The organism is Bradyrhizobium sp. 1200_D9_N1_1, assembly GCF_052075915.1.
In the GTDB taxonomy this organism is placed as follows: domain Bacteria; phylum Pseudomonadota; class Alphaproteobacteria; order Rhizobiales; family Xanthobacteraceae; genus Bradyrhizobium; species Bradyrhizobium diazoefficiens.
Window position 1 is genome coordinate 6,774,146 of the sequence record NZ_CP197226.1, and the last position, 25,657, is coordinate 6,799,802.

Annotated in this window: 19 protein-coding genes and 1 pseudogene; 5 read left to right on the forward strand and 15 right to left on the reverse strand. The window is 65.0% G+C overall.

What is annotated here, in order from left to right:
- Positions 1-36: 36 nt before the first annotated feature.
- The 8 genes and pseudogenes from AB5K84_RS32455 to ltnD form a co-directional block, all read right to left on the reverse strand.
- Positions 37-915, reverse strand: a pseudogene (locus AB5K84_RS32455) (efflux RND transporter periplasmic adaptor subunit); the annotation flags it as partial.
- On the reverse strand, positions 902-4,081 hold the full coding sequence (locus tag AB5K84_RS32460; protein ID WP_011085718.1) for an efflux RND transporter permease subunit: 3,180 nt from the start codon (positions 4,079-4,081) through the stop codon (positions 902-904). The pseudogene AB5K84_RS32455 and the gene AB5K84_RS32460, both read right to left, overlap by 14 nt.
- Positions 4,082-4,250: 169 nt before the next feature.
- Positions 4,251-5,945 (reverse strand): methyl-accepting chemotaxis protein, encoded by a 1,695-nt coding sequence (locus tag AB5K84_RS32465; protein ID WP_011085717.1) that lies wholly within the window; start codon positions 5,943-5,945, stop codon positions 4,251-4,253.
- Between the two features lie 237 nt (positions 5,946-6,182).
- Positions 6,183-8,375: a methyl-accepting chemotaxis protein gene (locus tag AB5K84_RS32470; protein ID WP_162603503.1), complete on the reverse strand. Its 2,193-nt coding sequence runs from the start codon at positions 8,373-8,375 to the stop codon at positions 6,183-6,185.
- Between the two features lie 178 nt (positions 8,376-8,553).
- On the reverse strand, positions 8,554-10,245 hold the full coding sequence (locus tag AB5K84_RS32475) for a methyl-accepting chemotaxis protein (RefSeq protein ID WP_011085715.1): 1,692 nt from the start codon (positions 10,243-10,245) through the stop codon (positions 8,554-8,556).
- Positions 10,246-10,415: 170 nt separating this feature from the next.
- Entirely contained in the window at positions 10,416-11,690 is a 1,275-nt protein-coding gene (gene otnK, locus AB5K84_RS32480) for a 3-oxo-tetronate kinase (protein WP_011085714.1), read from the reverse strand.
- The gene (gene otnI / locus AB5K84_RS32485) at positions 11,687-12,469 is read right to left on the reverse strand and encodes a 2-oxo-tetronate isomerase (protein ID WP_011085713.1); all 783 of its coding nucleotides are present in this window, start codon (positions 12,467-12,469) and stop codon (positions 11,687-11,689) included. The genes otnK and otnI overlap by 4 nt, the downstream gene beginning before the upstream one ends.
- A gap of 16 nt (positions 12,470-12,485) precedes the next feature.
- Entirely contained in the window at positions 12,486-13,403 is a 918-nt protein-coding gene (gene ltnD, locus AB5K84_RS32490) for an L-threonate dehydrogenase (RefSeq protein WP_011085712.1), read from the reverse strand.
- Positions 13,404-13,507: 104 nt separating this feature from the next.
- Between ltnD and otnC the strand changes: the two genes are divergently transcribed.
- Positions 13,508-14,188, forward strand: a complete 681-nt coding sequence (gene otnC, locus AB5K84_RS32495; RefSeq protein ID WP_038965772.1) for a 3-oxo-tetronate 4-phosphate decarboxylase — start codon at positions 13,508-13,510, stop codon at positions 14,186-14,188.
- A 161-nt stretch (positions 14,189-14,349) separates the two neighbouring features.
- On the opposite strand, the gene AB5K84_RS32500 is transcribed toward otnC, so the two are convergent.
- The 6 genes from AB5K84_RS32500 to AB5K84_RS32525 form a co-directional block, all read right to left on the reverse strand.
- Positions 14,350-15,054 carry an ABC transporter ATP-binding protein gene (locus AB5K84_RS32500; RefSeq protein ID WP_011085710.1) on the reverse strand — a complete coding sequence of 235 codons (705 nt, stop codon included), beginning with the start codon at positions 15,052-15,054 and terminating at the stop codon, positions 14,350-14,352.
- Positions 15,038-15,769, reverse strand: coding sequence for an ABC transporter ATP-binding protein (locus AB5K84_RS32505; RefSeq protein ID WP_011085709.1), 732 nt, complete (start codon positions 15,767-15,769; stop codon positions 15,038-15,040). The genes AB5K84_RS32500 and AB5K84_RS32505 overlap by 17 nt, the downstream gene beginning before the upstream one ends.
- Positions 15,766-16,749, reverse strand: a complete 984-nt coding sequence (locus AB5K84_RS32510; protein WP_038965773.1) for a branched-chain amino acid ABC transporter permease — start codon at positions 16,747-16,749, stop codon at positions 15,766-15,768. Before AB5K84_RS32510 ends, AB5K84_RS32505 begins: the two co-directional genes overlap by 4 nt.
- Entirely contained in the window at positions 16,749-17,627 is an 879-nt protein-coding gene (locus AB5K84_RS32515) for a branched-chain amino acid ABC transporter permease (RefSeq protein WP_028172393.1), read from the reverse strand. Before AB5K84_RS32515 ends, AB5K84_RS32510 begins: the two co-directional genes overlap by 1 nt.
- A 153-nt stretch (positions 17,628-17,780) precedes the next feature.
- Positions 17,781-19,025: an ABC transporter substrate-binding protein gene (locus AB5K84_RS32520; RefSeq protein WP_038965775.1), complete on the reverse strand. Its 1,245-nt coding sequence runs from the start codon at positions 19,023-19,025 to the stop codon at positions 17,781-17,783.
- An 89-nt stretch (positions 19,026-19,114) separates the two neighbouring features.
- The gene (locus tag AB5K84_RS32525) at positions 19,115-19,930 is read right to left on the reverse strand and encodes a putative hydro-lyase (RefSeq protein WP_011085705.1); all 816 of its coding nucleotides are present in this window, start codon (positions 19,928-19,930) and stop codon (positions 19,115-19,117) included.
- 119 nt (positions 19,931-20,049) lie between these two features.
- On the opposite strand from AB5K84_RS32525, the gene AB5K84_RS32530 reads away from it, so the two are divergent.
- From AB5K84_RS32530 to AB5K84_RS32545, 4 genes are all read left to right on the forward strand, one after another.
- On the forward strand, positions 20,050-20,967 hold the full coding sequence (locus AB5K84_RS32530; RefSeq protein ID WP_011085704.1) for a LysR family transcriptional regulator: 918 nt from the start codon (positions 20,050-20,052) through the stop codon (positions 20,965-20,967).
- Between the two features lie 119 nt (positions 20,968-21,086).
- Positions 21,087-22,337: a Zn-dependent hydrolase gene (locus AB5K84_RS32535; RefSeq protein ID WP_011085703.1), complete on the forward strand. Its 1,251-nt coding sequence runs from the start codon at positions 21,087-21,089 to the stop codon at positions 22,335-22,337.
- Between the two features lie 12 nt (positions 22,338-22,349).
- Positions 22,350-23,261 carry a glycerate dehydrogenase gene (locus AB5K84_RS32540; RefSeq protein WP_011085702.1) on the forward strand — a complete coding sequence of 304 codons (912 nt, stop codon included), beginning with the start codon at positions 22,350-22,352 and terminating at the stop codon, positions 23,259-23,261.
- 12 nt (positions 23,262-23,273) lie between these two features.
- Entirely contained in the window at positions 23,274-24,347 is a 1,074-nt protein-coding gene (locus AB5K84_RS32545; protein WP_011085701.1) for a malate/lactate/ureidoglycolate dehydrogenase, read from the forward strand.
- A gap of 173 nt (positions 24,348-24,520) precedes the next feature.
- Here AB5K84_RS32545 and AB5K84_RS32550 read toward each other — a convergent pair whose 3' ends face one another.
- On the reverse strand, positions 24,521-25,594 hold the full coding sequence (locus tag AB5K84_RS32550; protein ID WP_011085700.1) for a tartrate dehydrogenase: 1,074 nt from the start codon (positions 25,592-25,594) through the stop codon (positions 24,521-24,523).
- Positions 25,595-25,657 lie beyond the last annotated feature (63 nt).

Consider the following 25,657-nt stretch of genomic DNA (forward strand, 5'->3'; position numbering starts at 1 on the left):
CAAGAGAATCACGTGGCGCTATTTAGGTACAGACCCTAGTTCGCCCGAGGAATTGTCCAGGCCAAGCTGCATGCGCGTGGTGCCGGAGGCAACGTCGACGGCCTGCGAAGACGCTTCCACCGTCGCCTGGAAGGTCCGGTTCGGATACTCCGGTAGCGCGATGATGGCCTTGGCGCCGATCTTGATGGCCGGCACGTAATTCTGGGGCACGTTGACATAGACGCGCAGCTTGGTGATGTCCGAGACCACGAACATCGCCGGGCCCGAGCCGCCGCCGGCATTGATCAGCGCACCGACGTCGGTATCGCGCGCCGTGACCACGCCGTCGAACGGAACGGTGATCTTCTTGTAGCCGGCCAGCGCCTCCAGCCGCTCGACATTGGCCTGCCCCGAATGCACCGCGGCGTTCTTGTTGGAGAGGTCGGCGGTGCGCTCGTCGATCTCCTGCGCAGAGACGAAGTTGGAGGCGACCAGCGTCTTGCGCCTGTTCAGCGTTGCCTCCGACAGCCTTGCGCTGGCCTGCTGGCTGGCGAGGTCGGCGCGGGCTTGCAAGAGCTGCTGGTCTAGGTCGGGCGCCTCGATCTCGGCAATCACCTGCCCGGCCTTGACGCGGGCCCCCATGTCGGCGCTCCAGCTCTTCAGGTAACCCGACACGCGCGCGAAGATCGGGGCACGGTAGTAGGCTTCCAACCGGCCCGGCAGATCGAGGGTGGCGTTGAGCGCCTTGGCGTTAGGCTGGGTCACCGCGACGCTGGGAACGGCCTGATCATCGGTCCATTCCTTCAACTTGGAGCCCTGCTCCTCGCGCGCGCGGATGCCGGTGCCGACGACAAGGCCTGCCGCAATCAGCGCCACCACGCCGAAGATGCCCAGTTTCCGGTGCGACACCGGGGAACGGGATTCAGTGGGCGACATGCGGAGTCTCCAAGGGGGCGGCGGCTTCGGCGCCTTGTTTCTTGTGTACCATGCTGAACACCACGGGAACAAACATCAGCGTGGCGAAGGTTGCAAAGATCAGGCCGCCGATCACGGCGCGGCCGAGCGGCGCATTCTGCTCGCCGCCCTCGCCGAGCCCCAAGGCCATCGGCGCCATGCCGATGATCATGGCGAGCGCGGTCATCAGCACCGGGCGGAACCGGACGAAGCCGGCTTCGAGCGCAGCCGCAACGGGATCGCCGAGCTCCGCGTAGCGCTCGCGCGCAAAGGAGATCACGAGCACGCTGTTGGCGGTGGCAACGCCCATGCACATGATGGCGCCGGTGAGCGCCGGGACCGACAGCGTGGTCTCGGTCATGAACAGCATCCACACGATGCCGGCGAGCGCGGCCGGCAGCGCCGTGATGATCACGAACGGGTCGGACCAGGACTGGAAATTCACGACGATCAGGAAGTAGATCAGCACGACGGCGCCAAGCAGGCCGAACAGCAGGCCGGTGAAGGCGCTGTTCATGGTCTGCACCTGGCCGAGCAGCACGACGGAAGATCCCTTCGGCACCTCCTTCGCGGTGTCGGCGATCACCTGGCGGATGTCGGCGGCAACCGCGCCGAGATCGCGGCCCGAGGTCGTAGCGAAGATCTGCACCATCGACTGGATGTCGTATTGCGACACCACCGCGCTCGACGTCGAGCGCTTGATGTCGGCGATGCCGCCGAGGATCGGCGACTGCGCGTTGCCGGTGGCGGTGATCGGCAGCGTCTGCAGCGCGCCGAGCGAGTCGATCTGGTATTGCGGCGTCTGCATCACGATCGAATAGGACACACCGTTATCCGGATTGAGGTAGTAGGTCGGCGCCACCTGCGAGGAACCGGCAAGATTGACCACGAGACTGTTGGTGACGTCGCGCTCGGTCAGGCCGACATATTGCGCACGGGTACGGTCGACATCGATATTGAAAGTCGGGTTGTTCGGCGATTGCTGGATGCGCGCATCGGCAACGCCGGGAATCTTGCGGACCTTGGCCAGCAGATTGTTGGCGTAAGCGAAGTTGGCACTGATATTGGCGCCGCGGATCTGAAGGTCGATCGGCGCCGGCGCACCGAAGTTCAGGATCTGGCTGACGATATCGGCCGGCAGGAACGCGAAGCTGACGCCGGGGAAGAGCCGCGGCAGCTGCTCGCGCAGCACCTTGACGTGCTCTTCGGTCGGCTTGTGGCCTTCCCTCAGCTTGATCTGGATGTCGCCGTCCTGCGGGCCGATCACGCCGGTGTTGTTGTAGGTCATGTTGATGCCGGAGATCGGCATGCCGATGTTGTCGGTCATGGTCTCGATCTCACCCGGGATCAGCTTGCGCACGGCCTTCTGCACGTCAGCGAGTTGGTTCGCGGTCTCCTCGACGCGGGTGCCGACCTGGGTGCGGACATGCATCAGGATGTTGCCAGCATCGACCGCGGGGAAGAAGTTGCGCCCGAGGAACGGCACCAGCGCAAAGGACGCGCCGACCACGCAGAGGAAGCCGATCACGAACACCGCGCGATGCGCCAGCGCCAGCCCAAGGAAATCATGGTAGCCGCCGCGAATGCGTTCGAAACGCTTCTCGAACCCGCGCTGGAACCAGACCAGCGGATTGCGCGACTTCGGCGGCTCGCCTTCGTGATGGACGTGCGCCTTAAGCAGATAGTTCGCCATGGTCGGCACCAGCGTGCGCGACAGGATGAACGACCAGATCATCGCGAACATCACCGCTTCGGCCATCGGCACGAACAGGAAGCGCGCGACACCGGTGAGGAAGAACATCGGCACGAACACGATGCAGATACAGAGCAGCGAGACGAAGGCCGGCGTGACGATCTGGTTGGCGCCGTCGAGGATCGACTGCTCGACCGGCTTGCCCTGCTCCAGATGGTAGTTGATGTTCTCGATGGTCACGGTGGCGTCGTCGACGAGGATGCCGACGGCGAGCGCGAGACCGCCGAGCGTCATGATGTTCAGCGTCTCGCCGATCGCCGAGAGCATGATGATGGCGCCCAGCACCGACAGCGGGATCGAGACCGCGATGATGATGGTCGAGCGCCAGCTGCCGAGGAACAGCAGGATCATGACGCTGGTCAGCAGCGCCGCGATCACGCCCTCGAAGGCGACGCCCTCGATCGCGCCGCGAACGAACACCGACTGGTCGCCGATGAAGCCGATCTTCAGCGCGTCCGGGAGCTGGTCCTTGACCTCGATCACCTTCTGCTTGATGCCGGCGATGATATCGAGCGTCGAGGTCGCGCCCGCCTTCAGCACCATCATCAGCACCGAGCGATTGCCGTCAACATGAACGATGTTGGTCTGCGGCGGATTGCCGTCGCGGACGGTCGCGACATCGCGCACATAGACCATCGCGCCGTTGACGGTCTTGATCGGGAGGTTGCCGAGCTCGTCGATTTTCAGCGGCGAGTTGTTGAGCTGGATGTTGTATTCGAAGGTGCCGATCTTCTGGGTGCCGACCGGCGTGATCAGGTTCTGGGCGGCCAGCGCGTTGGCGACGTCCTGGCCGGACAGGCCGCGGGCCTGGAGCGCGGTCGGATCGAGGTCGATCTGGACCTGGCGCTGCTTGCCGCCGAACGGATACGGAATCGCCGCACCAGGCACGGTGACCAGCGGGGTGCGCAGATTGTTAATGCCGATATCGGCGAGGTTCTGCTCGGTCAGGCCGTCGCCCGACAAGGCCACCTGGATGATTGGCACGGTCGAGGCGGAGTAGTTCAGGATCAAGGGCGGCGTCGCGCCCGGCGGCATCTGCTTGAGCAACGTCTGCGAGATCGCTGTGACCTGTGCGTTGGCAGTGCGGATGTCGACGTTCGGCTGGAAGAAGATCTTGATGATGCCAAAGCCGTTATAGGAGTTGGCGACGATATGCTCGATGTCGTTGACCGTCGTCGTCAGCGCACGCTGGAACGGCGTCGTGATGCGGCCGGACATCTGGTCGGGCGGCAGGCCGGTGTACTGCCAGACCACGCCGATCACGGGAATGCGGATGTCGGGGAAGATGTCGGTCGGCGTCCGCAGGGCCGCCAGCGGTCCGATGATCAGGAGCAGGAGCGCGAGCACGACAAACGTATAGGGTCGGCTCAGGGCAATACGGACCAGAGCAATCATGCGCCAGGCAATTCCAGGTCAGGCAGGGATACGGGATCCGCCCCCACGGGGATCCTATTTCCCCTTTACCTGAGCACCGCCGGAAACGCTAATCACCGGCAGCTTTCCTGCATTCACTTCCCTGCTACCGCACTGCGAAATCGGCATCGCAGCTATGCGGCCGCACGCGTCACGCTGCGCGGACGGAGTTCAGGAACTTGCCGACCTCGAGCTTGAGGCGGTTGGAGTCGCGGGACAGCATCTGCGCCGCCGACAGCACCTGCGAAGACGCCGATCCGGTTTCGGATGCGCCGCGCTGGACGTCGCCGACATTGGAAGACACCTGCTGGGTGCCGTTGGCCGCCTGCTGCACATTGCGGGCGATCTCCTGGGTCGCCGCGCGCTGCTGCTCCACGGCTGCGGCGATCGCCGAGGATATTTCGGAAAGACGCGCAATGGTGCCGGAGATTTCGCTGATGGCGCCGACCGATTCCTGCGTCGCCGCCTGGATGCCGCCGACCTGCTGGCCGATCTCGCCGGTCGCCTTCGCCGTCTGTTCGGCGAGCGCCTTGACCTCGGAAGCCACAACCGCAAAGCCGCGGCCGGCCTCGCCGGCACGTGCCGCTTCGATCGTGGCGTTCAACGCCAGGAGATTGGTCTGGCCCGCGATGGCATTGATGAGCTCGACGACGTCGCCGATCCGAGAGGCCGCCCGCGACAACTCGCTCACGCGTTCGGTGGTGGCGTGCGCCTGGCTGACGGCCTCGCTCGCAATCCGGGTGGAATCCTGCACCTGGCGACCGATCTCGTGGACCGACGACGACATCTCCTCGGCGGCCGATGCCACCGAATGGACGTTGGTGGAAGCTTCTTCCGAGCCGGCTGCGACCACCGTCGCCAGTTCCTGCGCCCGGCCCGCCGTCGAGGACAGCGTCGAGGCCGACGCCTCGAGCTCGGTCGCAGCTGACGACACGGTCTCGACGATCTCGCCGATCGCGGCCTCGAAGCCGTCGGCAAGTTTGGTCATTCCGGCCTTGCGCTGCTCCTCGGCGCGGCGCTGCACCGCCTGGACCTCGTCGCGGCTGAAGCGGATGATGGTCTGCACGGTCTGGAGGTTGCGCAGCGCCTCACCGATCTCGTCGTCACGTTCGATGACGATGCGGTTGTCGAGCTTGTCCTGCACGAGGTTGAGCATGGTGTCGTTGAGGTGCCGCATCGGGCCCTGGATCGCGCGCATGGTCGCAAGGCCGGCGAAGCCGACGATGGCGATGCCGACCAAGGCCAGCAGCGTCAGAACCAGGCTGGTCGAACCGCCGGTGGAGAGCGCGCCGCCGATGCCGAGCGCCAGCATAAACAGCGCCTGGAGCGTCATCGTCGTGACCAGGCGCGCCTTCAGCGTCCCGGTGAAGACGCTGAAGCGATCGAGCAGCGAGCGGCGGCGGATGATGCCGGCATCGACGCGATAGCCGTGCGGCTTCTTCTCGCGGATCGCGGCATAGACCTCTTCGGCGAGCTTGCGCTGGTCGGCCGGCAGCCTGGTGCGGATCGAGGTATAGCCGGTGACATGGCCGTTCTCGCGGATCGGCGAGGCCGTCGCCAACACCCAGTAGAAGTCGCCGTTCTTGCGGCGGTTCTTCACCGCGCCGAGCCACGGCTTGCCGGCCTTCAGCGTGTCCCAGAGATTGTCGAACGCCTCCGGCGGCATGTCGGGATGACGGACGATGTTGTGCGGCTGGCCCATCAGCTCGGCCGACGTGAAGCCCGCGGCGGCAAGGAAATCCTCGTTGAAATAGGTGAGCTTGCCCTTGAGGTCGGTCCGGGAGACGATCAGTGTCTCGTCACTGACCGGATATTCGACATCAGTGACAGGAAAGTTCTTGCGCATCGAAGCCCCCAACGACCGAATTCAGTCTGAAATCATTCCAATCAGGACTGCCGCAGCGCGAGACCGCCCTCGCCCAATTCTTGAAAATCCGCTTTAACCATCGATGAAACGATCTGCCCGCAAGACTACGGGTACCCCTCGTAACGCCACCTAAAAGCGACATCATGCTACCGGAAGAATGAAAGGAGCGGCGTTTTTGGCGCCGCTCCTCGCTCGATCGACGGGTTGTGCGAGGGTCTACGCGGCGCGGACGTTGGTCAGGAACTTGCTGACCTCGTTCTTGAGCCGGCCCGAGTCGTTCGACAGCATTTGCGCCGCCGACAGCACCTGCGAAGAGGCCGTGCCGGTCTCGGTCGCGCCATGCTGCACGTCGGTGATGTTGGAAGAGACCTGCTGGGTTCCTTGCGCCGCCTGCTGCACGTTGCGGGCGATCTCCTGCGTGGCCGCGCCCTGCTCTTCCACCGCGGCGGCGATCGCCGACGAGATCTCCGACAGACGCTCGATGGTCGAGGAGATCTCCTTGATCGCGCCGACCGAGTCGTTGGTCGCAAGCTGGATGCCGGAGATCTGCTGGCCGATCTCGCCGGTCGCCTTCGCGGTCTGCTCGGCGAGCGCCTTCACCTCGGAGGCCACCACCGCGAAGCCGCGGCCGGCTTCGCCGGCGCGTGCCGCCTCGATAGTGGCGTTCAGCGCCAGCAGGTTGGTCTGGCCGGCGATGGTGTTGATCAGCTCGACGACGTCGCCGATGCGGGCGGCCGCCCTGGAGAGTTCGCTGACGCGCTCGGTGGTGGCTCGGGCTTGGCCGACGGCGTCGCTCGCCATCCGCGCCGATTCCTGCACTTGACGGCTGATCTCGCCGACCGAAGAGGCCATCTCCTCCGTTGCCGAGGCCACCGACTGCACGTTGCCCGATGCCTGGTCTGACGCCGCAGCGACGACCTTGGTAAGCTGTTGCGCCCGTTCGGCGGTCGAGCTGAGCGTTCCGGCCGAGGATTCCAGCGCACCGGACGCGGCCGACACCGTCTCCACGATGCCGCCGACCGACGCTTCGAAGCTGTCGGCCAGCTCGTTCATCGCGCGCCGGCGCTCGCGGTCGGCAGCCGCCTGGTCCTGGGCACGCTGCTCGATGCTGCGCTTGATGTCGCCCTGCATCGACCTGAGCGACGTCGCCAGCCTACCGACCTCGTCGGCCTGCTCGATCCCGAGCTGCTGATTGAAATCGCCCTTGGCGATGCCATCGGCGAAATTGGCACAATCCTGGATCGGCCGCGCGATCTTGCGTGCGGCGAACGAGATCAGGAAGATCGCCGCCAGCACGATGACCAGGCCAACGCCGAGCTGCCAGAACGTGTTCGAGGTCGCACGGGCACTGAGCGAGGCGTCGAGTTGCCTTGCAGACGCAAGCACCACGTCGCGGGGGATCGAGATCACGATCGACCAGGCGTTCTCGGTGAGCCCGAAGCGGATCGGCGCATAGATGTCGATGTTGGCGAACTTCGGATCGTCCTGCACCGTGCCCTTGCCGGCCTTGACGATGGCGAGGCTTTCACTCCAGCGAGCGTCGGCCTCGGAGGCGTTCTTGCCGATCACGTCCTGATTGGCGCTGTTGGCGACGATCAGCCCGGTGTCGTTGAGGATCGCGACCTTGCCCTTGCCCTCGAACAGCGAGCCGTTGATCTTGACGGCCAGCTTCTGCACGAAGTCGAGATTGTAGTCGGCGCCGGCGACACCGCGGAATTTGCCGTCGATCATGACCGGCACCGACATGGTCGCGAGGAAGACGGCCTTGCCCTGAACGATGTAGGGCAACGGACCCAGGATGTTTTCCTTACCCGTGGTGTTCGGGTTGATGTACCAGGCGCCCTTCACGAGGCCGTTGGGATGCCGCTCGCTGCTGTCGTACTCGACGAGCGGCTGAACGGCGATGGCGCCGCTGGCGTTGCGCGTCCAATAGGGCAGAAAGCGGCCGGTATTATCCGATCCCGCCTCCTTGCGTCCCTTGAACGACGCATCGTCACCATCCAGCGCGCCGGGTTCCCAGGCCGAGTAGGTGCCGTTGAAGGCAGGGTTGAGCTCGAGCACGTGACGCAGAAGCGCGTTGAACTGGGTCCGCCGCGCCGCGATCGGAGTGCCGGTCTTCTCGTCGGCGAGGGTCGCGAAGGCATGTGCGGTGGTGCGCGCCGCATCAAACCCGACCTCCAGCTCAGCCTTGATGGCGTTGGCTTCGGTGGAGGCCCGGTTCATCAGGCTCTCCTTGGTCTGACGGTCGACCAGCTGCATGACCTCGTGGGTCACGTACTGGTTCATGCTCTGCGTGGAGAAGAGGCCGTAGCCGATCAGCACGATGCACGTCACGGCCAGGCAGAGGCCGGCGATCAGGGCGATCTTCAACTGGATGGAGCGAATGGCGGAAAATGAAAACAACTTCACGATTGAGTCTCCAAAACACTGCAACGAGTTAAGGTTCGCAGGGTTGGGGACCCGTAAAGAATTGGAACCGTATGACCCACGTGAAAAATAAGTCAGCAGGCGCCAAGCCATGCGCCAAAATCAAAGAGCGGCGCCGACGGCGCCGCTCTTGCGTAGTCCGATACCTGCTCTGACGGCCTTACGCAGCGCGAACGCTGGTCAGGAACTTGCTGACCTCGGTCTTGAGCCGGCTCGAGTCGTTCGACAGCATCTGCGCCGCCGACAGCACCTGCGAGGAGGCGGTGCCGGTCTCGGTCGCACCGCGCTGCACGTCGGCGATGTTGGAGGAGACCTGCTGGGTGCCCTGGGCCGCCTGCTGCACATTGCGGGCGATCTCCTGGGTCGCTGCGCCCTGCTCTTCCACGGCCGCAGCGATCGCCGACGAGATCTCCGAGAGACGCTCGATCGTCGAGGAGATCTCCTTGATCGCTCCGACCGAATCGTTGGTCGCCGCCTGGATGCCGGAAATCTGCTGGCCGATTTCGCCGGTCGCCTTCGCGGTCTGCTCGGCGAGCGCCTTCACCTCGGAGGCGACCACCGCGAAGCCGCGGCCGGCTTCGCCCGCGCGCGCCGCCTCGATGGTGGCGTTCAGCGCCAGGAGGTTGGTCTGGCCGGCGATGGTGTTGATCAGCTCGACGACGTCGCCGATGCGGGACGCCGCCTTGGAGAGCTCGCTGACGCGCTCGGTAGTGGCTCGGGCCTGGCCGACGGCGTCGCCCGCCATCCGCGCCGATTCCTGAACCTGACGGCTGATCTCGCCGACCGAGGAGGCCATCTCCTCCGTCGCCGAAGCCACCGACTGCACGTTGGTCGAGGCTTCTTCAGAGGCTCCGGCAACGGTGGTCGCGAGTCGCTGGGAGCGGTCGGCGGTCGAGGTCAGCGTCGAGGCGGAAGCTTCGAGCTGGGTCGAGGCCGATGACACGGTCTGGACGATCTCGCCGATCATCGTCTCGAATTCGCGGGTGATGTTGTCGACGCGGCGGCCGCGCTCGATCTTGGCTTCGGCGTCGGCCGCGGCGGCTTCGTCGGCGGCCTTCTTGGCGATCAACGCCTCCTTGAAGACCTGAAGCACGTCGGCCATGGCGCCGATCTCGGTCTTCTCGCCGCGATGCGGGACTTCGGCGGAGAGGTCGCCCTTGCCCAGCGCCTGCATCGGCTCGACGATCGAGTTGATGCCGCTGGAGACGTCGTGGACGAGATAGACGCTGACGCCGATGCCTGTCAGGACGGCCGCGCCCAGGATGATCGCGACCAGCAGGAAGGCGAAGGAATAGCTGTCGGCGGCATCCCGCGCGGCCTGGTCGCCACCCCGGGTGTTGAGGTCGATATCCTTGCGCAGGACCTCGTCGGACTGGATGCCGATCTTGTTGGCGGTCTTGACGTTCAGCTCATGCGCCTCGTGCGGGACCTTGCCGACCTCCTTGCGCGACACTGCAAAGACCTCGTCGGCGCTCTTCTTGTAGTCGTCCCACAGCTTGGACCATTCGGTGTAGAGCGCCCGCTCCTCCGGCGAGGTGATCATGGGCTCGTAGCTCTGGCGGGCCTTGGCCAGTGTCTCGCTGGTGGTGACCGCGATCTTTTCCATCGCGAGCTTTTCTTCCAGGGTCTCGGCCAGCATGTGCTCGCGGACCACACTGCGATAGGTGATGACGCTGGCCCGGAGCTCGCCCAGCACCCTCACGCTGGGCATCCAGCTCGTGGTGATGTCGGTGGTGTTCGCGTTCATCGCGCGCATCTTCACGACGGCGAGCAGGCCCATGCCGGTCATCGCGACCAGCAGGAACGCCACGACACTGATGATCTTGGCGCGGATGGAGATCTTGGCGAACATAGTCAGGTCTCTTTATGCTGGCGCGGGCGCGCGTCCGGGAGGTCTAAAGAATCAACCAAAGGGAGCGACGCCGACATCAGACAACAGAGCGACTGAGCAGATGTTAACTACGACTCCGTGCGAGTACGGAGCCTGAAAGAAATGAACAGGCAGCTAAGAACGCTCTGCGCTCAGCGCATGAGCCTAAGCGCATCGGAGAAGAACTCCGGGCCACCGAAATTTCCGGACTTCAGAGCGAGCAGCATGTCGCCCCCGGCGCCGACCGCGCGCAGCACCGGAACACCCGCAGCGATCTCCACCCCCACGAGAAATCCGGGAATCCTCAACCGGTCGACCACGGCGCCGGACGTCTCGCCGCCGGCAACGACCAATCGCCGCACGCCTGATTTCACAAGGTTTTCGGCGATGTCGGCCATGGCCTGCTCGATCGCATGTCCGGCTGCGTCACGGCCGTGACGTGCCTGAAGCGCGGCGACCTGATCCGGTGTCGAGCTCGATGCGATCAGCACCGGCCCCTCCGCCAGCCGCGGCCTTGCCCAGTCCAGCGCACGCTGCGCTTCGTCCGCCCCCGTAAGAATACGGTCCGGATCGAGATGAAACACCGGCATGACCTGTTCGGCGCTGGCGATCTGCTTGAGCGTGGCCTGCGAGCAGCTGCCGGCAAGACACGCCGCCGGCCCGCCAACGGCAGCTCCGGATTCGCCGCCTGCCGCATTCGACTTGACCTTGCCGGTCGACACCAGCGCGCGCGCCAGTCCAAGGCCGATGCCGGAGGCGCCGACCGACAGCCGATATTCGGCTGCGACGAGGCCGATGGTTTCGAGATCGCGATCGAAGACGGCGTCGATGATCGCAGCGCCAATGCCCTTGCCCGCGAGTTCGGCCAGCCGTGCCCGGACGGCATCTGCGCCGCGCGTGACGGCGGCGAGATCGACGAGGCCGATTTGTGTCCGGCTCTGGCGCGCCAGCACCCGCACCAGGCTGGAATCGTGCATCGGGTTGAGCGGATGGTCCTTCAGCGGGCTCTCGTTCAGCGGCACGGCGCCGACAAACAGGTTGCCCTGGTAGACGGTGCGGCCGGTCTCGGGGAAGGCCGGCGTCACCAGAACGATGCCCTCGCCGCAATCGTCGCGCAACGCGTCCATGACAGGGCCGATATTGCCGGCGTCGGTGGAATCGAAGGTCGAGCAGATCTTGAACAGCACATGGCTCGCGCCGCGGCCCCGCAGCCATGTCTCCGCCGCGCGCGAGCGCGATACAGCAAGACCTGCTTCGATCGAGCGGCTCTTCAAGGACACCACGACAGCGTCGACCTCGGGCAGCGCCAGATCGTCGGCAGGAATGCCGATGGTCTGCACGGTGCGCAGGCCTGCACGGGTCAGCGTGTTGGCAAGATCGGAGGCGCCGGTGTAGTCGTCGGCGATGCAACCCAGTGCAAGAGTCACGGCTTCACTCCCGCATAGGGCTTGAACCAGGCGAGCCCGTCGGTGGTCTTGCCGCGCGGATTGTATTCGCAGCCGACGAAGCCGGCATAGCCGAGCCGGTCGAGCTCTTCGAACAGGAAGGGATAGTTCAGCTCCTCGCCGTCGGGCTCGTTGCGCGATGGAATGCTGGCGATCTGGATGTGGCCGATGATCGGCATCATCTCGCGCAAGCGCATGGTGACGTCGCCATGGATGATCTGGCAGTGATAGATGTCGAACTGGAGCTTGAGGTTCGGGAGCCGCAACTCCTGGATCAGGTCGCGCGCGAAGCCGAAATCGTTGAGGAAGTAGCCGGGCACGTTGCGGGCATTGATCGGCTCGAGCACGATGTCGATGCCATGCGGCGCGAAGAACTCCGCCGCCCACGCCACCGACTTGTAGAACGCCTCGATCGCGACGCGCTCGCCGCGGTTGGCAAGGCCGGCCATCAGGTGCAGGCGCTTGACGCCGGTGGCCTTGGCGTAAGGCAGCGCGGTCTCGAGGCTCGCCTTGAGATCGGCGAAGCGCGCCGGGAGCGCAGCAAAACCCTTCTCGCCCGCATTCCAGTCGCCGGGCGGCAGGTTGAACAGCGCCTGGGTCAGACCGTTGCGCTTGAGCCGCTCGCCGACCGCCTCGGCCGGATGCTCATAAGGAAAGAGAAACTCGACGGCCGTGAAGCCGACCTGGGCGGCGGCCTCGAAGCGATCGAGGAACGGCACGTCGGTGAACATCATCGAGAGATTGGCGGCGAAACGGGGCATTGGAATCCTCTTATCCTTACTTGTCGCCGGGCAGCTTCACGCCGGTGACCTGCGCATACATGCGCGCAACCGAGGCGTCGTCATCGCGGCCCATGCCGGCGGCAGCCGTCATCAGGAACATCTGGAGGGCGGCGGCGGAGACCGGCACCGGGAATCTGGCGCTGCGCGCCATGTCCTGGATGATGCCGAGGTCCTTGACGAAGATCTCGACCGCGCTGCGCGGCGTATAGTCGCCGTCGAGCACATGCGGCATGCGGTTCTCGAACATCCAGGAATTGCCGGCGGAGGCCGTGATCACCTCATAGACCTTGCGGATGTCGAGGCCCTGCTTGGCTGCGAACGCCATCGCTTCGCTGGCGGCGGCGATGTGCACGCCGGCCAGCAACTGGTTGATCATCTTGAAGGCGGCGCCTTGCCCTGCGGCATCACCAAGCTCGTAGAGCTTTGCGGCCATGGCGTCGAGCGCCGGCCGCGCCTTTGCAAAGGCGGCGGGGCTGCCCGAGGCGAGGATCGTCAGTTCGCCTTGCGCGGCGCGCTGCGCCCCACCGGAGATCGGCGCATCCAGATAATGCCGACCGGTCGCCTCGAGCTGTTTGGCCAGGCGCCGCGCCACGTCGGGATCCATGGTGGCCGATGACAGGAAGACGCTGTCCTTGGGCATGGTTTCGGCGACGCCATCCTTGCCGAACAGGATCGTCTCGGTCTGCGCGGCGTTGACGACGACGCTGACGACGACGTCGGCGCCCCTGGCGGCTTCGGCCGGCGTCTTGGCGCCCGCGCCGCCGTCCTTCACGAAGCGCGCCACCGCATCAGCCGAGACGTCGCAGCCGGTGACGGCGTGACCGGCGCGCTTCAGCGAGGTCGCCATGCCAAACCCCATCGAGCCAAGCCCGACGACGGCGATACGCTGATTCTGTGACGTGGAGGCGGACATGCAACTGACCCTTGCGAACGTTTCCCGAATAGCCGCCCTTTGCGGCAGCTTGGCAACCGAATAACACGGCTTGGCCGCGCTGCCAAAGCGTGAGACAAGCAGGCATGACGGCCATGAGCAACGAGACAAGGCTGCGTGAGGATATCTGCCGCTTCGGACGGTCCCTGTTCGAGCGCGGGCTGACGCCGGGCTCCTCTGGCAATATCAGCGTCAAGCTTGACGATGGCGGCTGGCTGGTGACGCCGACCAACGCCTCGCTCGGCTTCCTCGACCCGGCGCGGCTGTCGCGGCTGGATAGTCAAGGCCGGCCGATCTCGGGCGATGCACCGACCAAGGAAGTTCCACTGCACACCGCGCTCTACGACACCCGCGGTAGCGCACGCGCGATCGTACACCTGCATTCGACGCATTCTGTCGCACTGTCGATGCTGCCCGAGATCGACCCGCGCGCCGCGCTGCCGCCGATGACGGCCTATTATCTGATGAAATGCGGCGCGACCGCGCTCGTGCCCTATTACCGCCCCGGCGATCCCGCAGTGGCGGATGCGATCAAGGGGCTGGCGGGGAAATATTCGTCCGTCCTGCTCGCCAATCACGGCCCGGTGGTCGCCGGCGACACGCTGGAGGCCGCGGTGTTCGCGACGGAGGAGCTGGAGGAGACGGCGAAGCTCTATCTGCTGCTGCGCGGGATGAACCCGAAATATCTGTCGCCGGAGCAGGTGACGGATCTGGTGAAGGTGTTCGGGGTGACGTTGCCGGAGCATGGGCACGGGCACGGACATTAACCGCATACTCTGCCATCATCCTGAGGTGCGAGCCTTGCGATGCAATGCATCGCAAGGTGAAGCCTCGAAGGATGGGCTACAGGTGCTTGCGGCCCATCCTTCGAGGCGCGCAAAGAGCGCGCCCCCCCAGGATGACGGCTGCGATTGCGGCGGCAGTCTAGCTAAAGCCCCAGATACGCCTTCCTCACATCGGGATTGCCCTTGATCTCGCTCGCCGCGCCCTGCATCAGCACGCGGCCGGTTTGCAGGATGTAGGCGCGGTCGGCGATCTCCAGGCACTCGGCCATGCGTTGCTCGACGATCAGGACGGTCATGCCGGCGTCGCGGATGCGCAATACTGCCTGGAAAATCTCGTCCACCAGCTTCGGCATGATGCCTTGCGAGGGCTCATCCAGCATCAGCAGCCGCGGGCGCGTCATCAGCGCGCGGCCGATGGCGAGCATCTGCTGTTCGCCGCCGGAGAGCGTTTCGGCGCGCTGCTCCAAACGTTCCTGAAGACGCGGAAACAGGTTGAAGACGAGGTCGAGCGGTCCCTCGCGGTTCGCCTCGCCGCGGTAGAGATAGCTGCCGAGGCGAAGGTTGTCGCGCACCGACAGGCGCGGGAACAGGCGGCGGTTCTCCGGCACATAGGCGATGCCGGTGGCCGTGATGTGGTGCTGCGCCATGCCGTCGAGGCGCTTGCCGTCGAACGTCACGGTGCCCGAACGCGGGCGTTCGGCGCCGGCGATGGACTTCAGCAGCGTCGACTTGCCCGCGCCGTTGGCGCCGGCGACGCAGACGATCTCGCCCTTCTCGACCTCGATCGAGACTGCGGAGATCGCGACCAGACCCTGATAGGCGGTCGTGACTTCATGCACTGACAGCATGACGATCTCCCAGATATGCGCTGATCACCTTGGGATCGCGAACGACGTCGGCAGGCTTGCCCTCGACCAGCACCTTGCCGAGGTCGAGCACGATGGCGCGGTCGACCAGCGGCATCACGATCTCCATGACGTGCTCGACCATCAGCACGGTGATGCCGGCATCGCGCACCTTGCGCACCAGCGCGACACCGGTCTGCGCCTCGGTCGGCGTGAGGCCGGTGAGGACTTCGTCGAGCAGCAGCAGCTTTGGTTCGGTCGCAAGCGCACGGGCGACTTCGAGGCGGCGCTTCTCGGCCGGCACGAGATCGCTCGCAAGCACGTCGGCGCGCGCGGCGAGGCCGGTGAATTCGAGCACCTCATGCGCCTTGCGCCGCGCCTCGCGCATGACCGTGTTGCGCACGAGCGCACCGACGATGACGTTGTCGATGACGGTCATGGTCTCGAAGCTCTTGACCACCTGAAAGGTGCGCCCGACGCCGCGCTGGCAGCGTTCGGCCGCCGGCATGTGGGTGACGTCCTCGCCGTCGAACCAGATCGAGCCCTGGGTCGGCGGCAGGACGCCGGCGATGAGATTGAACAATGTCGACTTGCCGGCACCGTTCGGGCCGATCAGGCCGACGATCTCGCCGCGGCCGACCGAGATCGACACGTCGCTGTTGGCGACGAGGCCGCCGAACCGCTGCCAGACGCCGCGGGTTTCAAGGAGCGCGGTCATCGCGTGGCTCCCTTTGCTTTTGAACGGGAGAACAGGCTCACCAGACCGCGCGGCAGGGCCAGCGAGATCGCAACGATCAGTGCGCCATAGACGATAAGGTCAACACCACGGCCGGAGCCGCCGATATAGGAGCGTGTCAGCTCCGTCATCGGGATCAGGATGGCAGCGCCGAGCACCGGCCCCCACAGGGTGCCGATGCCGCCGAGCACGGCCGGCAGCGCCATCAGCAGCGAGAACTGGAAGCCCATCACGCTCTCGGGATCGATATAGGCGAGGAACTGCGCATAGAAGGCACCGCCGATGGCGACGAGGAAGGCGGAGACGGCCGCCGCGCCCATCTTGGAATTGAACACGACGACGCCGAGGCTCTCGGCCGCTTCCGGATTGTCCTTCACGGCGCGCCACCAGAAGCCCCATTTGGAATCTTCGAGCCACCAGGTGACGAACCAGGCGAGGCTGCACAGCACCAGCGCGAAATAGAAGTAAGGCAGCTTGCTGCGCATGAACTGGAATTTCAGCCAGCTGTCGCCGCGCACCGGAATGGTGATGCCCATCGCAGCACCCGCCCATTCCCAGTTCTGGAACAGGAGCAGCCCGATCTCGGCGATGACGATGGTCGCGATCACGAAGTAATGGCCGCGCAGACGGAAGAAGGGATAGCCAAGCCCCATTGCGATGACGGCCGCAATCACGCCGCCGGCGAGCATGCCGAACCAGGGCAATACGCCGAACTTGGTGAACAGCAGCTCGGTGGTATAGGCGCCGATGCCGAAATAGAGCGCGTGCCCCAGCGAGATCTGTCCGCAATAGCCGGACAGGATGTTCCAGCTCTGCGACAGCGCCGCGTACATCAGGGTCAGGATCAGGATGTTCTGGACGTAGACATCCTTGATGAACAGCGGTGCAAGGGCCGCGAGCGCGGCCAGCACCGCGGCGATGATCAGGTCGCGGCGGCGCCGCGTAGCAAAATTCTGGTCCATCACATCGATCCGAACAGGCCGCGCGGCCGGATGAAGACGACGAGCAGATAGACCGCGTAGATGCCGACCGATTTCAGCGAAGGCGGCAGCACCAGGGCGGTGGTCGCCTCGACGAGGCCGACGATGATGCCGCCGGCGAACGCGCCGAACACACTGCCGAAACCACCGAGCGCAACCGTGACATAGGCGATCAGCGCGAAGGAGGCGCCGACGTCCGGATAGATGTAGAAGAACACCGCCATGATCGCGCCGGCGAGACCGACCAGTGCGGCGCCCAGGCCCCAGCCCAGCGCGAACACGCGGTTCTTGTCGATGCCGACGAGTGCGACTGCACCGGGATCTTCGCGGGTGGCTTCGAGCGCGCGGCCGAAGTCAGTGCGGTTGATGAAGAAATAGAGGCCGGCGAAAGCCGCGATCGAGACCAGCGCGCCGATCAACTGCGGCTCCGGCAGGAAGATGCCGCCGATCGAGATCGTCTTGCCGCCGAGCCAGGACTGCGGAATGCTGCGATAGTCCGGCGTGAAGAAGAACTGCGCGAGCCCGCGCATCACGATGGCAAGGCCGAAGGTCGAGAAGATCTGCACCATGCCGGCGTTTGCCTTGGCGCGCATCGCGAAGCGTACAATCAAGAGGTAGACGACCGCCCCGAACACGAACAGGGCCGCGGCGACCAGCGGCGCCGACAGCAGGGGGTCGATGGCGAAGAACGCGAACAGGAAGAAGCTCACATACATCGCGATCATCAGGAACTCGCCATGGGCGAAGTTCACGACGTCCATCAGGCCGAAGATCAGCGCGAGGCCGACGGCGATCAGTCCGTAGAGCAGGCCCATGAGCAGGCCGCTCGCGAGACTCTGGATAATGGCTTGAGCTGTCAAAAGTCGTCCCCCACAATACGCCCTCATCCTGAAGAACGCGCCGCGGCGCGCGTCTCGAAGGATGGGCCCACCCTCGTCCTTCGAGACGCGAGCTACGCCCGCTCCTCAGGATGAGGGCGGGAGCCAAGTCTGAGCTCCCGCTCTCCGAAACGCTTACTTCATCGGCCAGATCGCTTCGGCGATCGCGGCCTGCGGCGGGAAGATGGTGACGAACTTGCCGCCGACATATTGCAGCAGCACCGGGTCGGCGTCGTTGTTCTGGCCCATCTCGTCGAACTTGACGCGCTTCCAGGGCATGATGGTCTGCTCGCCCGGGATGTCGGTGGCGGCCAGCGCATCGCGGACTTTCTCGCCGTCGGTCGACTTGGCGCGGCTGATGGCGTCAGCAAGGATGATCAGGCCCATGAACTGGCGCGAAGTGAGGTCGTTGAAATCCTTGCCCGACCGCGCCTTGAACATCTCGTTGATCTTGCCGACCATCGGGCGCTTCTGCGCGAGGTCGAGCGAGAAGGTGCCGCGCGAGATCACGCCTTCGAGCTTGTCGCCGACGGCGTCGTAGAGCGCCTTCTCGGAAAAGCCTGCGTCCTGCGCCACGATCGCGTTGGGCTTGTAGCCGAGCTCGGCCATGGTCTTGACCAGCAGGATGCCGTCGGTGGTGTAGCTCGAGGGCATCAGCACGTCGGCATTGGCGGTCTTGAGCTGCTGCACCTCGGCGGAGAGCGACGGCGAGTTGGCGCGGTACTTGATGTCGGTGACGATCTTGTAGGCGCGCTCGCCGGCGATCTTGGCCTGGGCGTTGCCGGAGTCGGTGCCGAAGATGGTGTCCTCGTGGAACAGCGACAGCGTCTCGATCTTGGTGCCCTTCTTCTTCATGGCGTCGAAGAAGTCGAACATCGCGGCCGAGTACATCTCGTCATGCGGCGCGGCACGGAAGTAATATTTGAGGCCGCGGCGATGCAGGCTCGGCGAGGAGTTGTCGGCGGAGACGAACGGGATCTGGTAACGCTCGCAGATCTGGCTGACGGTGACGGCGACCGCGCTCTGGTAGGTGCCGATGATGGCGGAGACCTTCTCCTGCGTAATCAGGCGCTCGGCCTCGGCGCGGCCCTTCTGCGGATCGGCCTGGTGGTCGGCGAACACGAGACGGACTTTTGCGCCGCCGAGGCCCGGCAGGCCTTCGCCCTTCGCCAGCGGCAGGTCGAAATCGGTGTCCTTGTTGATGACCTCGAGCGCGGTCTCATAGGCCTTCTGCGCATCGACGCCCTGCTGCGCGCTGCCGCCGGAGAACGGATAGATGACGCCGATCACGACTTCCGAGGTCTGGGCGCGTGCAGCGAGCGGCACCAGCGCTGCAGTGGCGGTGGCACCCAGCAACACGTCGCGGCGAGAGATCGTCATGGCAAAGTCCTCTGTTACGGAATTTCGGCTGATCGAATGAAGCGATTGATGGATGCGGTAAAGCCCGAAGAAGCAGCAAACGCTGCCCACTATATCACGGCCATGGTCCTGTTCTTGAGATCCGTCACCAGCATCAGGCCGGGAGAATGCGTGATCGCGAACGGCAGCCTGGCGGCGTTGATCACCGATTGCGGCGTCACGCCGCAGGCCCAGAACACCGGAATCTCGTCGTCGGCAACCGGCACGGGATCGCCATAGTCGGGCTTGGCGATGTCCTTGATGCCGATCAGATGCGGATGGCCGAGATGCACGGGCGCGCCGTGCACGGCTGGATAGCGCGAGGTGATCTGCACGGCGCGGATCGCATCGGCCGGCTTGAACGGACGCATCGACACCACCATGGGGCCGGCGAACGGACCGGCCTCGCCGCAGGCGATGTTGGTGCGGTACATCGGCACGCGCACGTTCTGCTCGATGTGGCGGATCGGCATGCCCTCGTCGAGCAGCGCCTCCTCGAACGAGAACGAGCAGCCGAGCACGAAGGTCACCAGATCGTCGCGCCAGTAGCCCGTCACGTCGGTCGGCTCGTCGACGACTTCGCCATCGCGCCAGACACGGTAGCGGGGAACGTCGGTGCGGATGTCGAGATCGGCGCCGAGTGCGGGGATATGCGGACTGCCGACGTCGGACATGCCGATGATCGGGCAGGGTTTCGGGTTGAGCTGGCAGAAGCGGTGAAAGGCGCTGGCGTATTCCGCCGGCAGAATCGCCAGATTGCCCTGGACGAAGCCGGGGGCGACCCCGGCGGTGGATCCCACCTCGCCGCCGCGATAGGCGAGCCGCGCCTGGCGGCTCGGGAGTGGGTCGGGCGTTTCAGTTTGCTGCGCTGCCACCAAAACAGTCATCTGATCGACCTGCCTATAAACTCGACAAGGACAGCCAACACCAAGCGTGCTATAAAGTCTAATCGTCCTTTCTAATCAATATCGATAAATCCAATTTATCGATCGGGGAAATCCTTCCAATGCTGGACTTCAGATCGATCGAGACGTTCCTCTGGGTTGTGAAGCTCGGCAGCTTCCGCGGCGCTGCGGCCCGCCTCAACACGACCCAGCCGGCGATCTCCCAGCGCATCGCCCAGCTCGAGCGCGAGATGGGCGTGAAGCTGCTCAACCGCGACCATCGCGTGGCCTCGCCGACGCCGAGCGGCCGGCAGATGATGGTCTATGCGGAGAAGCTGATCGGTCTCCGCGCTCAGATGATGGCGGAGATCGGCGACCGCTCAGCGATGCGCGGCGTGATGCGGCTCGGCGTCGCCGAGACCATCGTGCACACCTGGCTGCCGCGCCTCGTGAAAAGCGTGAACCAGATCTATCCGAACCTGTCGCTCGAGATCGAGGTCGACATCACCCCGAACCTCACGGCACGCCTCCTCGCGCAGGAGATCGAGCTTGCTTTCGTGGTTGGGCCGCTGTCCGCCTCCGGCGTGCACAATCGCGTGCTCGCCGACTACCCGATCGGCTTTCTCGCAAGCCCCTCGCTCGGGCTCGGCAAGGGTCCGGTGACGCCGGCGGAGCTCGCACGGTTTCCGATCATCACCTTCCCACGCAAGACCAAGCCTTACGAGGTCGTGCGCGAGGTGTTCGACCGGCCGGAATTGCCGCCGATACGGCTGCATGCCTCTGCGTCGCTCGCGACCGTTATCCACATGGCGGTCGAGGGCCTCGGGATCGCCGTGATCCCCGACGCCATCGTCGAGAACGAGCTCGCCGACGGGCGGCTGCAACTGCTCGACACCGATCTCGAAATCACACCGCTGACGTTCACGGCGAGCTGGCTCGCCTCGCCCGACGTCGTGGCGGTGGAGCGTGTCGCCGAGCTTGCATGTCAGATTGCGCAGAGCAGCCTCGCGGTTGACGCGCCCGCGCTGGCGCGTCATTGAAACGGATGCCGGACAACCTTCAACGTCATTCCGGGATGGTGCGCAAGCACCAGACCCGGAATCTCGAGATTCCGGGTTCGCTCGTCGGGCCCCGGAATGACAACTGAGAGACTGACCGCATGAGCCGAGCCGCCACCAATCTGCAAATCGATTCCGCCCGCCTCTGGGGCTCCATCCACGAGACCGCGCAATTCGGCGGGACGGCCAAGGGCGGCGTGCGGCGGCTGACGCTGAGCGCCGAGGACAAGCAGGTGCGCGACTGGTTCCGCAAGGCCTGCGAGGATGCCGGTCTCGAGGTTCATGTCGATGCGCTCGGCTCACAGTTCGGCCTGCGCAAGGGACGTGACATGTCGAAGCCGCCCGTCGGCATCGGCTCGCATCTCGACACCCAGCCGACCGGCGGCAAATATGACGGCATCCTGGGAACGCTCGGCGCGCTGGAAGTGATCCGCACCCTGAACGACGCCGGCATCGAGACCGAGGCGCCCATCTGTGTGGTCAACTGGACCAACGAGGAAGGCTCGCGCTTCGCGCCCGCGATGATGGCGTCCGCGGCTTACGTCGGCGATTTCACCACCGACGACATCCTGTCACGCAAGGACGCCGAGGGCATCACCGTCGGCCAGGCGCTCGACGGCATCGGCTATCGCGGCGACAAGCCGGTCGGCTTCCAGAAGCTCGGCTGCTTCGTCGAGCTGCACATCGAGCAGGGCCCGATTTTGGAGGCCGAGGGCAAGACCATCGGCGTCGTCGATTCCGGCCAGGGCGTGCTCTGGTATGACGGCAAGATTTCCGGCTTCGAGAGCCATGCGGGATCGACCCCGATGCCGCTGCGGCGCGATGCGCTGGCCACGCTCTCCGAAATCGTGCTGGCGATGGAGGCGATTGCAAAGAAGCATGGGCCGAACGCGGTCGGCACCATCGGCGAGGCCGTGATCGCAAACCCCTCGCGCAACGTCATTCCCGGCGAGATCGCCTTCACCATGGATTGCCGCAGTGCCGATGGCGCGATCATGGACGCGCTCGATCGCGATCTACGCGCCGCGATTGCCGAGATCGCTGCGCGCCGCAAGGTCGAGGTCAAGATCGACCTGGTCTGGCGCAAGCCGCCGACGCATTTCGATCCCAAGCTGATCGCGGCGGTCGAGAACGCGGCGAAGACGCTCGGCTATTCCTCTCGGCGCATCACCTCCGGCGCCGGCCACGATGCCTGCAACCTCAACACCGTCATGCCGGCGGCGATGGTGTTCGTGCCCTGCAAGGACGGCATCAGCCACAACGAGCTTGAGGATGCCACGCAGCCCGACTGCGCCGCAGGCACCAACGTGCTGATGCACACCGTGCTGGCGATCGCCGGCGTCGCGGCCTGACCGGAGAGAGCCATGCGCGGAGTTTTCGTCGACGCCAACGAAGCCCTCGCCGTGATCATGGAGCGGCTGGAGAAACCAGGCGATCCCAAGGTGCGGATCAACAGGGATCCGGACATCAAGCCCGAGCAATACCCGGAAATCCTCGACGGCGCCGAGATCGCGATCGTCGACCACACCGCGCTGCCGACGGACGTCGCGAAGAAATGCATGGGGCTGAAGCACGTCGTGTTCCTCGGCACCGGCGCGCGCAGCTACATGAATCCGGAAGAGCTCGCCGAGCTCGGCATCTCCGTGCACCTGATCAAGGGCTATGGCGACACCGCCGTGGCTGAATCTGCGATCGCGCTGATGTGGGCCTCGGCCCGCGTCATCGCGATGATGGACCGCGAGATGCGCGTCGGCAACTGGCTGCGCGAAGACGGCATGCAGCTCACCGGCAAGACGCTCGGCCTTATCGGCTTCGGCGGCATCGCAGCAGAGGTCGCGCGCATTGCGTCCGGCAGCGGCATGAAGGTGATCGCCTGGAATCGCTCGCCGAAGAGCTCCCCGGGCGTCACGTTCACCGATCTCGACACGGTGCTGGCGACCAGCGACGTGGTGTCGCTGCACCTGCTGCTCAACGAAGAAACGCGCGGCATGATCACGCGCGAGAAGATCTTTGCGATGAAGCCCGGCGTCATCCTCATCAACACCGCGCGCGCCGCAGTCGTCGACGAGGTCGCCATGATCGACGCGCTGAAGTCGGGCCACATCCGTCACGCCGGCCTCGACGTCTTCAACGTCGAGCCCCTGCCCGGCGATCATCCGCTGACAAAACTGCCGAACGTGACACTGTCGGCGCATTCGGCGTTCCGCACGCCGGAGGCCAGCGAGAACCTGATTGAAGCGGCCTGGATTCACTGCCGCCGGATCGTGAAGGGATAAGAGCAACAACAAATGGCTGACTATCGCACCATCAAGGCCGAAGTGCTCACCAGCGTCGTCCGCGCCATCGTCAAGGCCGGCGGCTCCTCGGACCGCGAGGCCGAGCTCGTATCCGCCAACCTCGTCGAGGCCAATCTTAGGGGACATGACTCGCACGGCGTCGGCATGATCCCGCGCTATGTCCAGAGCGTCACCAACGGCGGCCTCGCCGTGAACCAGCACGTCAAGATCGTGCTCGACACTGGCCCGCTCCTCACCCTCGACGGCCTCACCGGCTACGGCCAGGTGATCGGCCACGAAGCGATGGAGCTGGCAGCCGAGCGTGCCAAGAGCAACGGCGTATGTCTCGTCGGTCTTTCCAATGCGCACCACATTGGCCGCATCGGCCACTGGGCCGAGCAGTGCATCGACCACGGGCTTGTATCGATTCACTTCGTCAACGTGATCTCGCGCCCGATCGTGGCGCCCTGGGGCGGCAGCGATGCCCGCCACGGCACCAACCCGTTCTGCGTCGGCATCCCGCGCAGGGGCAAAGAGCCGATCGTGCTCGACTTCGCCACCAGCAGGATCGCGCAGGGAAAGACCCGCGTCGCCCACAACAAGGGCGTCGAACTGGAGCCCGGCACCATCATCGACAATGAAGGCAAGCCCACGGTCAATCCGCGCTACACCGTGATCCCGCCGTACGGCGCTATTCTGCCGTTCGGCGAGCACAAGGGTTCGGGGCTCGCGCTCGTGTGCGAAATCCTCGGCGGCGCGCTCTCCGGCGGACAGGTGGTCAAGGGCCCGTCCGACGGCAAGTACAACGTCCTCAACGGCATGCTCTCGATCATCATCGATCCGGGCAAGCTCGGCACCGGCGAAAACCTCGCACGCGAAGTCGAAAGCTTCGTCGCCTGGCACACCGGCTCACCGCCTGGCCCCGGCGTCGACAAGGTCAAGATCGCCGGCGAGCCCGAGCGCGAGACCAAGAAAAAGCGCCTCGCCGAAGGCATTCCGGTCGATCCGACCACCTGGCAGGAGATTCTGGAGGCCGGGCAGAAGTTCGGGCTGGATCAGGCCGCGATCGAGAAGATCGTGGGGTAGGAAACCGCAACTGCTGTCGTCCCGGATCAGCGCAGCGAAGCGCAGATTCGGGGCCTATAACCACAGAAGGTGGTTTGGCGAAGACTCGTAGTCACCAACGTCGCGCCGCAACTACTCCCTGGGGTAATGGGTCCCGGCTTTCGCCGGGACGACGCCTCGGTTAGCAGCTCTGCTTAATCCACCATATCCGCGACCGCCTTGCCGCAGGCGGTCGTGTCGGCGTTGCCGCCGAGATCCCTGGTGCGCAGCGTGCGCTCGGCGAGCGTGCGCTCGATCGCTTCCACGATCGATCGGCCGGCTTCCTTCTCGCCGAGATGCTCGAACATCATCGCACCGGACCAGATTGCGCCGATCGGGTTGGCGATGCCCTGGCCCGCGATGTCGGGCGCCGAGCCGTGCACCGGCTCGAACACCGAGGGGAAATCGCCCTCGGGATTGATGTTGCCTGATGGCGCGATGCCGATGGTACCGGTGCAGGCCGGGCCGAGATCGGACAAGATGTCACCGAACAGATTCGAGCCGACCACGACGTCGAACCAGTCAGGATGCAGCACGAAGTTCGCGGTGAGGATGTCGATGTGGTACTTGTCCCACTTCACGCCCGGGAATTTCTTGGCCATCGCCTCCACGCGCTCGTCCCAATAGGGCATGGTGATGGAGATGCCGTTCGACTTGGTCGCCGAGGTCAGGTGCTTCTTCGGCCGCGATTGCGCGAGCTCGAAGGCGAACTTCAGGATGCGGTCGACGCCGGTGCGTGTCATCACCGTCTGCTGGGTGACGAATTCACGGTCGGTGTCCGGGAACATGCGGCCGCCGACGGAGGAATATTCACCCTCGGTGTTCTCGCGGACCACCCAGAAATCGATGTCGCCGGGCTTGCGGTTGGCGAGCGGCGACGGCACGCCGGGCATCAGCCGTACCGGCCGCAGGTTCACGTATTGGTCGAACTCGCGGCGGAATTTGATCAGCGAGCCCCACAGCGAAACGTGATCCGGAATCTTGGCCGGCCAGCCGACCGCGCCGAAATAGATCGCGTCGTGCTTGCCGATCTTCTCCTTCCAGTCGTCCGGCATCATCTGGCCGTGCTTCTCGTAATAGTCCCATGACGAGAAGTCGAAATGGTCGAAATGCAGGGACACGCCGTGTTTCTTGGCGGCCGCCTCCAAAACACGCAGGCCCTCCGGCATCACTTCCTTGCCGATGCCGTCGCCGGGGATGACCGCGATCCGGTATTGTTTTTTGCTCATCGAGAACGTCCTTGGTTGGTCCGGCAGCCGCCGTCTTTTGATCGCCCTGCAATGAACCAAAGT

Coding starts and splice junctions, on each gene's coding strand:
- AB5K84_RS32460 (WP_011085718.1), bottom strand. CDS start 4,081: ATGATTGCTCTGGTCCGTATTGCCCTGAGCCGACCCTATACGTTTGTC.
- AB5K84_RS32465 (WP_011085717.1), bottom strand. CDS start 5,945: ATGCGCAAGAACTTTCCTGTCACTGATGTCGAATATCCGGTCAGTGAC.
- AB5K84_RS32475 (WP_011085715.1), bottom strand. CDS start 10,245: ATGTTCGCCAAGATCTCCATCCGCGCCAAGATCATCAGTGTCGTGGCG.
- otnI (WP_011085713.1), bottom strand. CDS start 12,469: ATGCCCCGTTTCGCCGCCAATCTCTCGATGATGTTCACCGACGTGCCG.
- ltnD (WP_011085712.1), bottom strand. CDS start 13,403: ATGTCCGCCTCCACGTCACAGAATCAGCGTATCGCCGTCGTCGGGCTT.
- otnC (WP_038965772.1), top strand. CDS start 13,508: ATGACGGCCATGAGCAACGAGACAAGGCTGCGTGAGGATATCTGCCGC.
- AB5K84_RS32500 (WP_011085710.1), bottom strand. CDS start 15,054: ATGCTGTCAGTGCATGAAGTCACGACCGCCTATCAGGGTCTGGTCGCG.
- AB5K84_RS32505 (WP_011085709.1), bottom strand. CDS start 15,769: ATGACCGCGCTCCTTGAAACCCGCGGCGTCTGGCAGCGGTTCGGCGGC.
- AB5K84_RS32510 (WP_038965773.1), bottom strand. CDS start 16,749: ATGGACCAGAATTTTGCTACGCGGCGCCGCCGCGACCTGATCATCGCC.
- AB5K84_RS32520 (WP_038965775.1), bottom strand. CDS start 19,025: ATGACGATCTCTCGCCGCGACGTGTTGCTGGGTGCCACCGCCACTGCA.
- AB5K84_RS32525 (WP_011085705.1), bottom strand. CDS start 19,930: ATGACTGTTTTGGTGGCAGCGCAGCAAACTGAAACGCCCGACCCACTC.
- AB5K84_RS32530 (WP_011085704.1), top strand. CDS start 20,050: ATGCTGGACTTCAGATCGATCGAGACGTTCCTCTGGGTTGTGAAGCTC.
- AB5K84_RS32535 (WP_011085703.1), top strand. CDS start 21,087: ATGAGCCGAGCCGCCACCAATCTGCAAATCGATTCCGCCCGCCTCTGG.
- AB5K84_RS32540 (WP_011085702.1), top strand. CDS start 22,350: ATGCGCGGAGTTTTCGTCGACGCCAACGAAGCCCTCGCCGTGATCATG.
- AB5K84_RS32545 (WP_011085701.1), top strand. CDS start 23,274: ATGGCTGACTATCGCACCATCAAGGCCGAAGTGCTCACCAGCGTCGTC.
- AB5K84_RS32550 (WP_011085700.1), bottom strand. CDS start 25,594: ATGAGCAAAAAACAATACCGGATCGCGGTCATCCCCGGCGACGGCATC.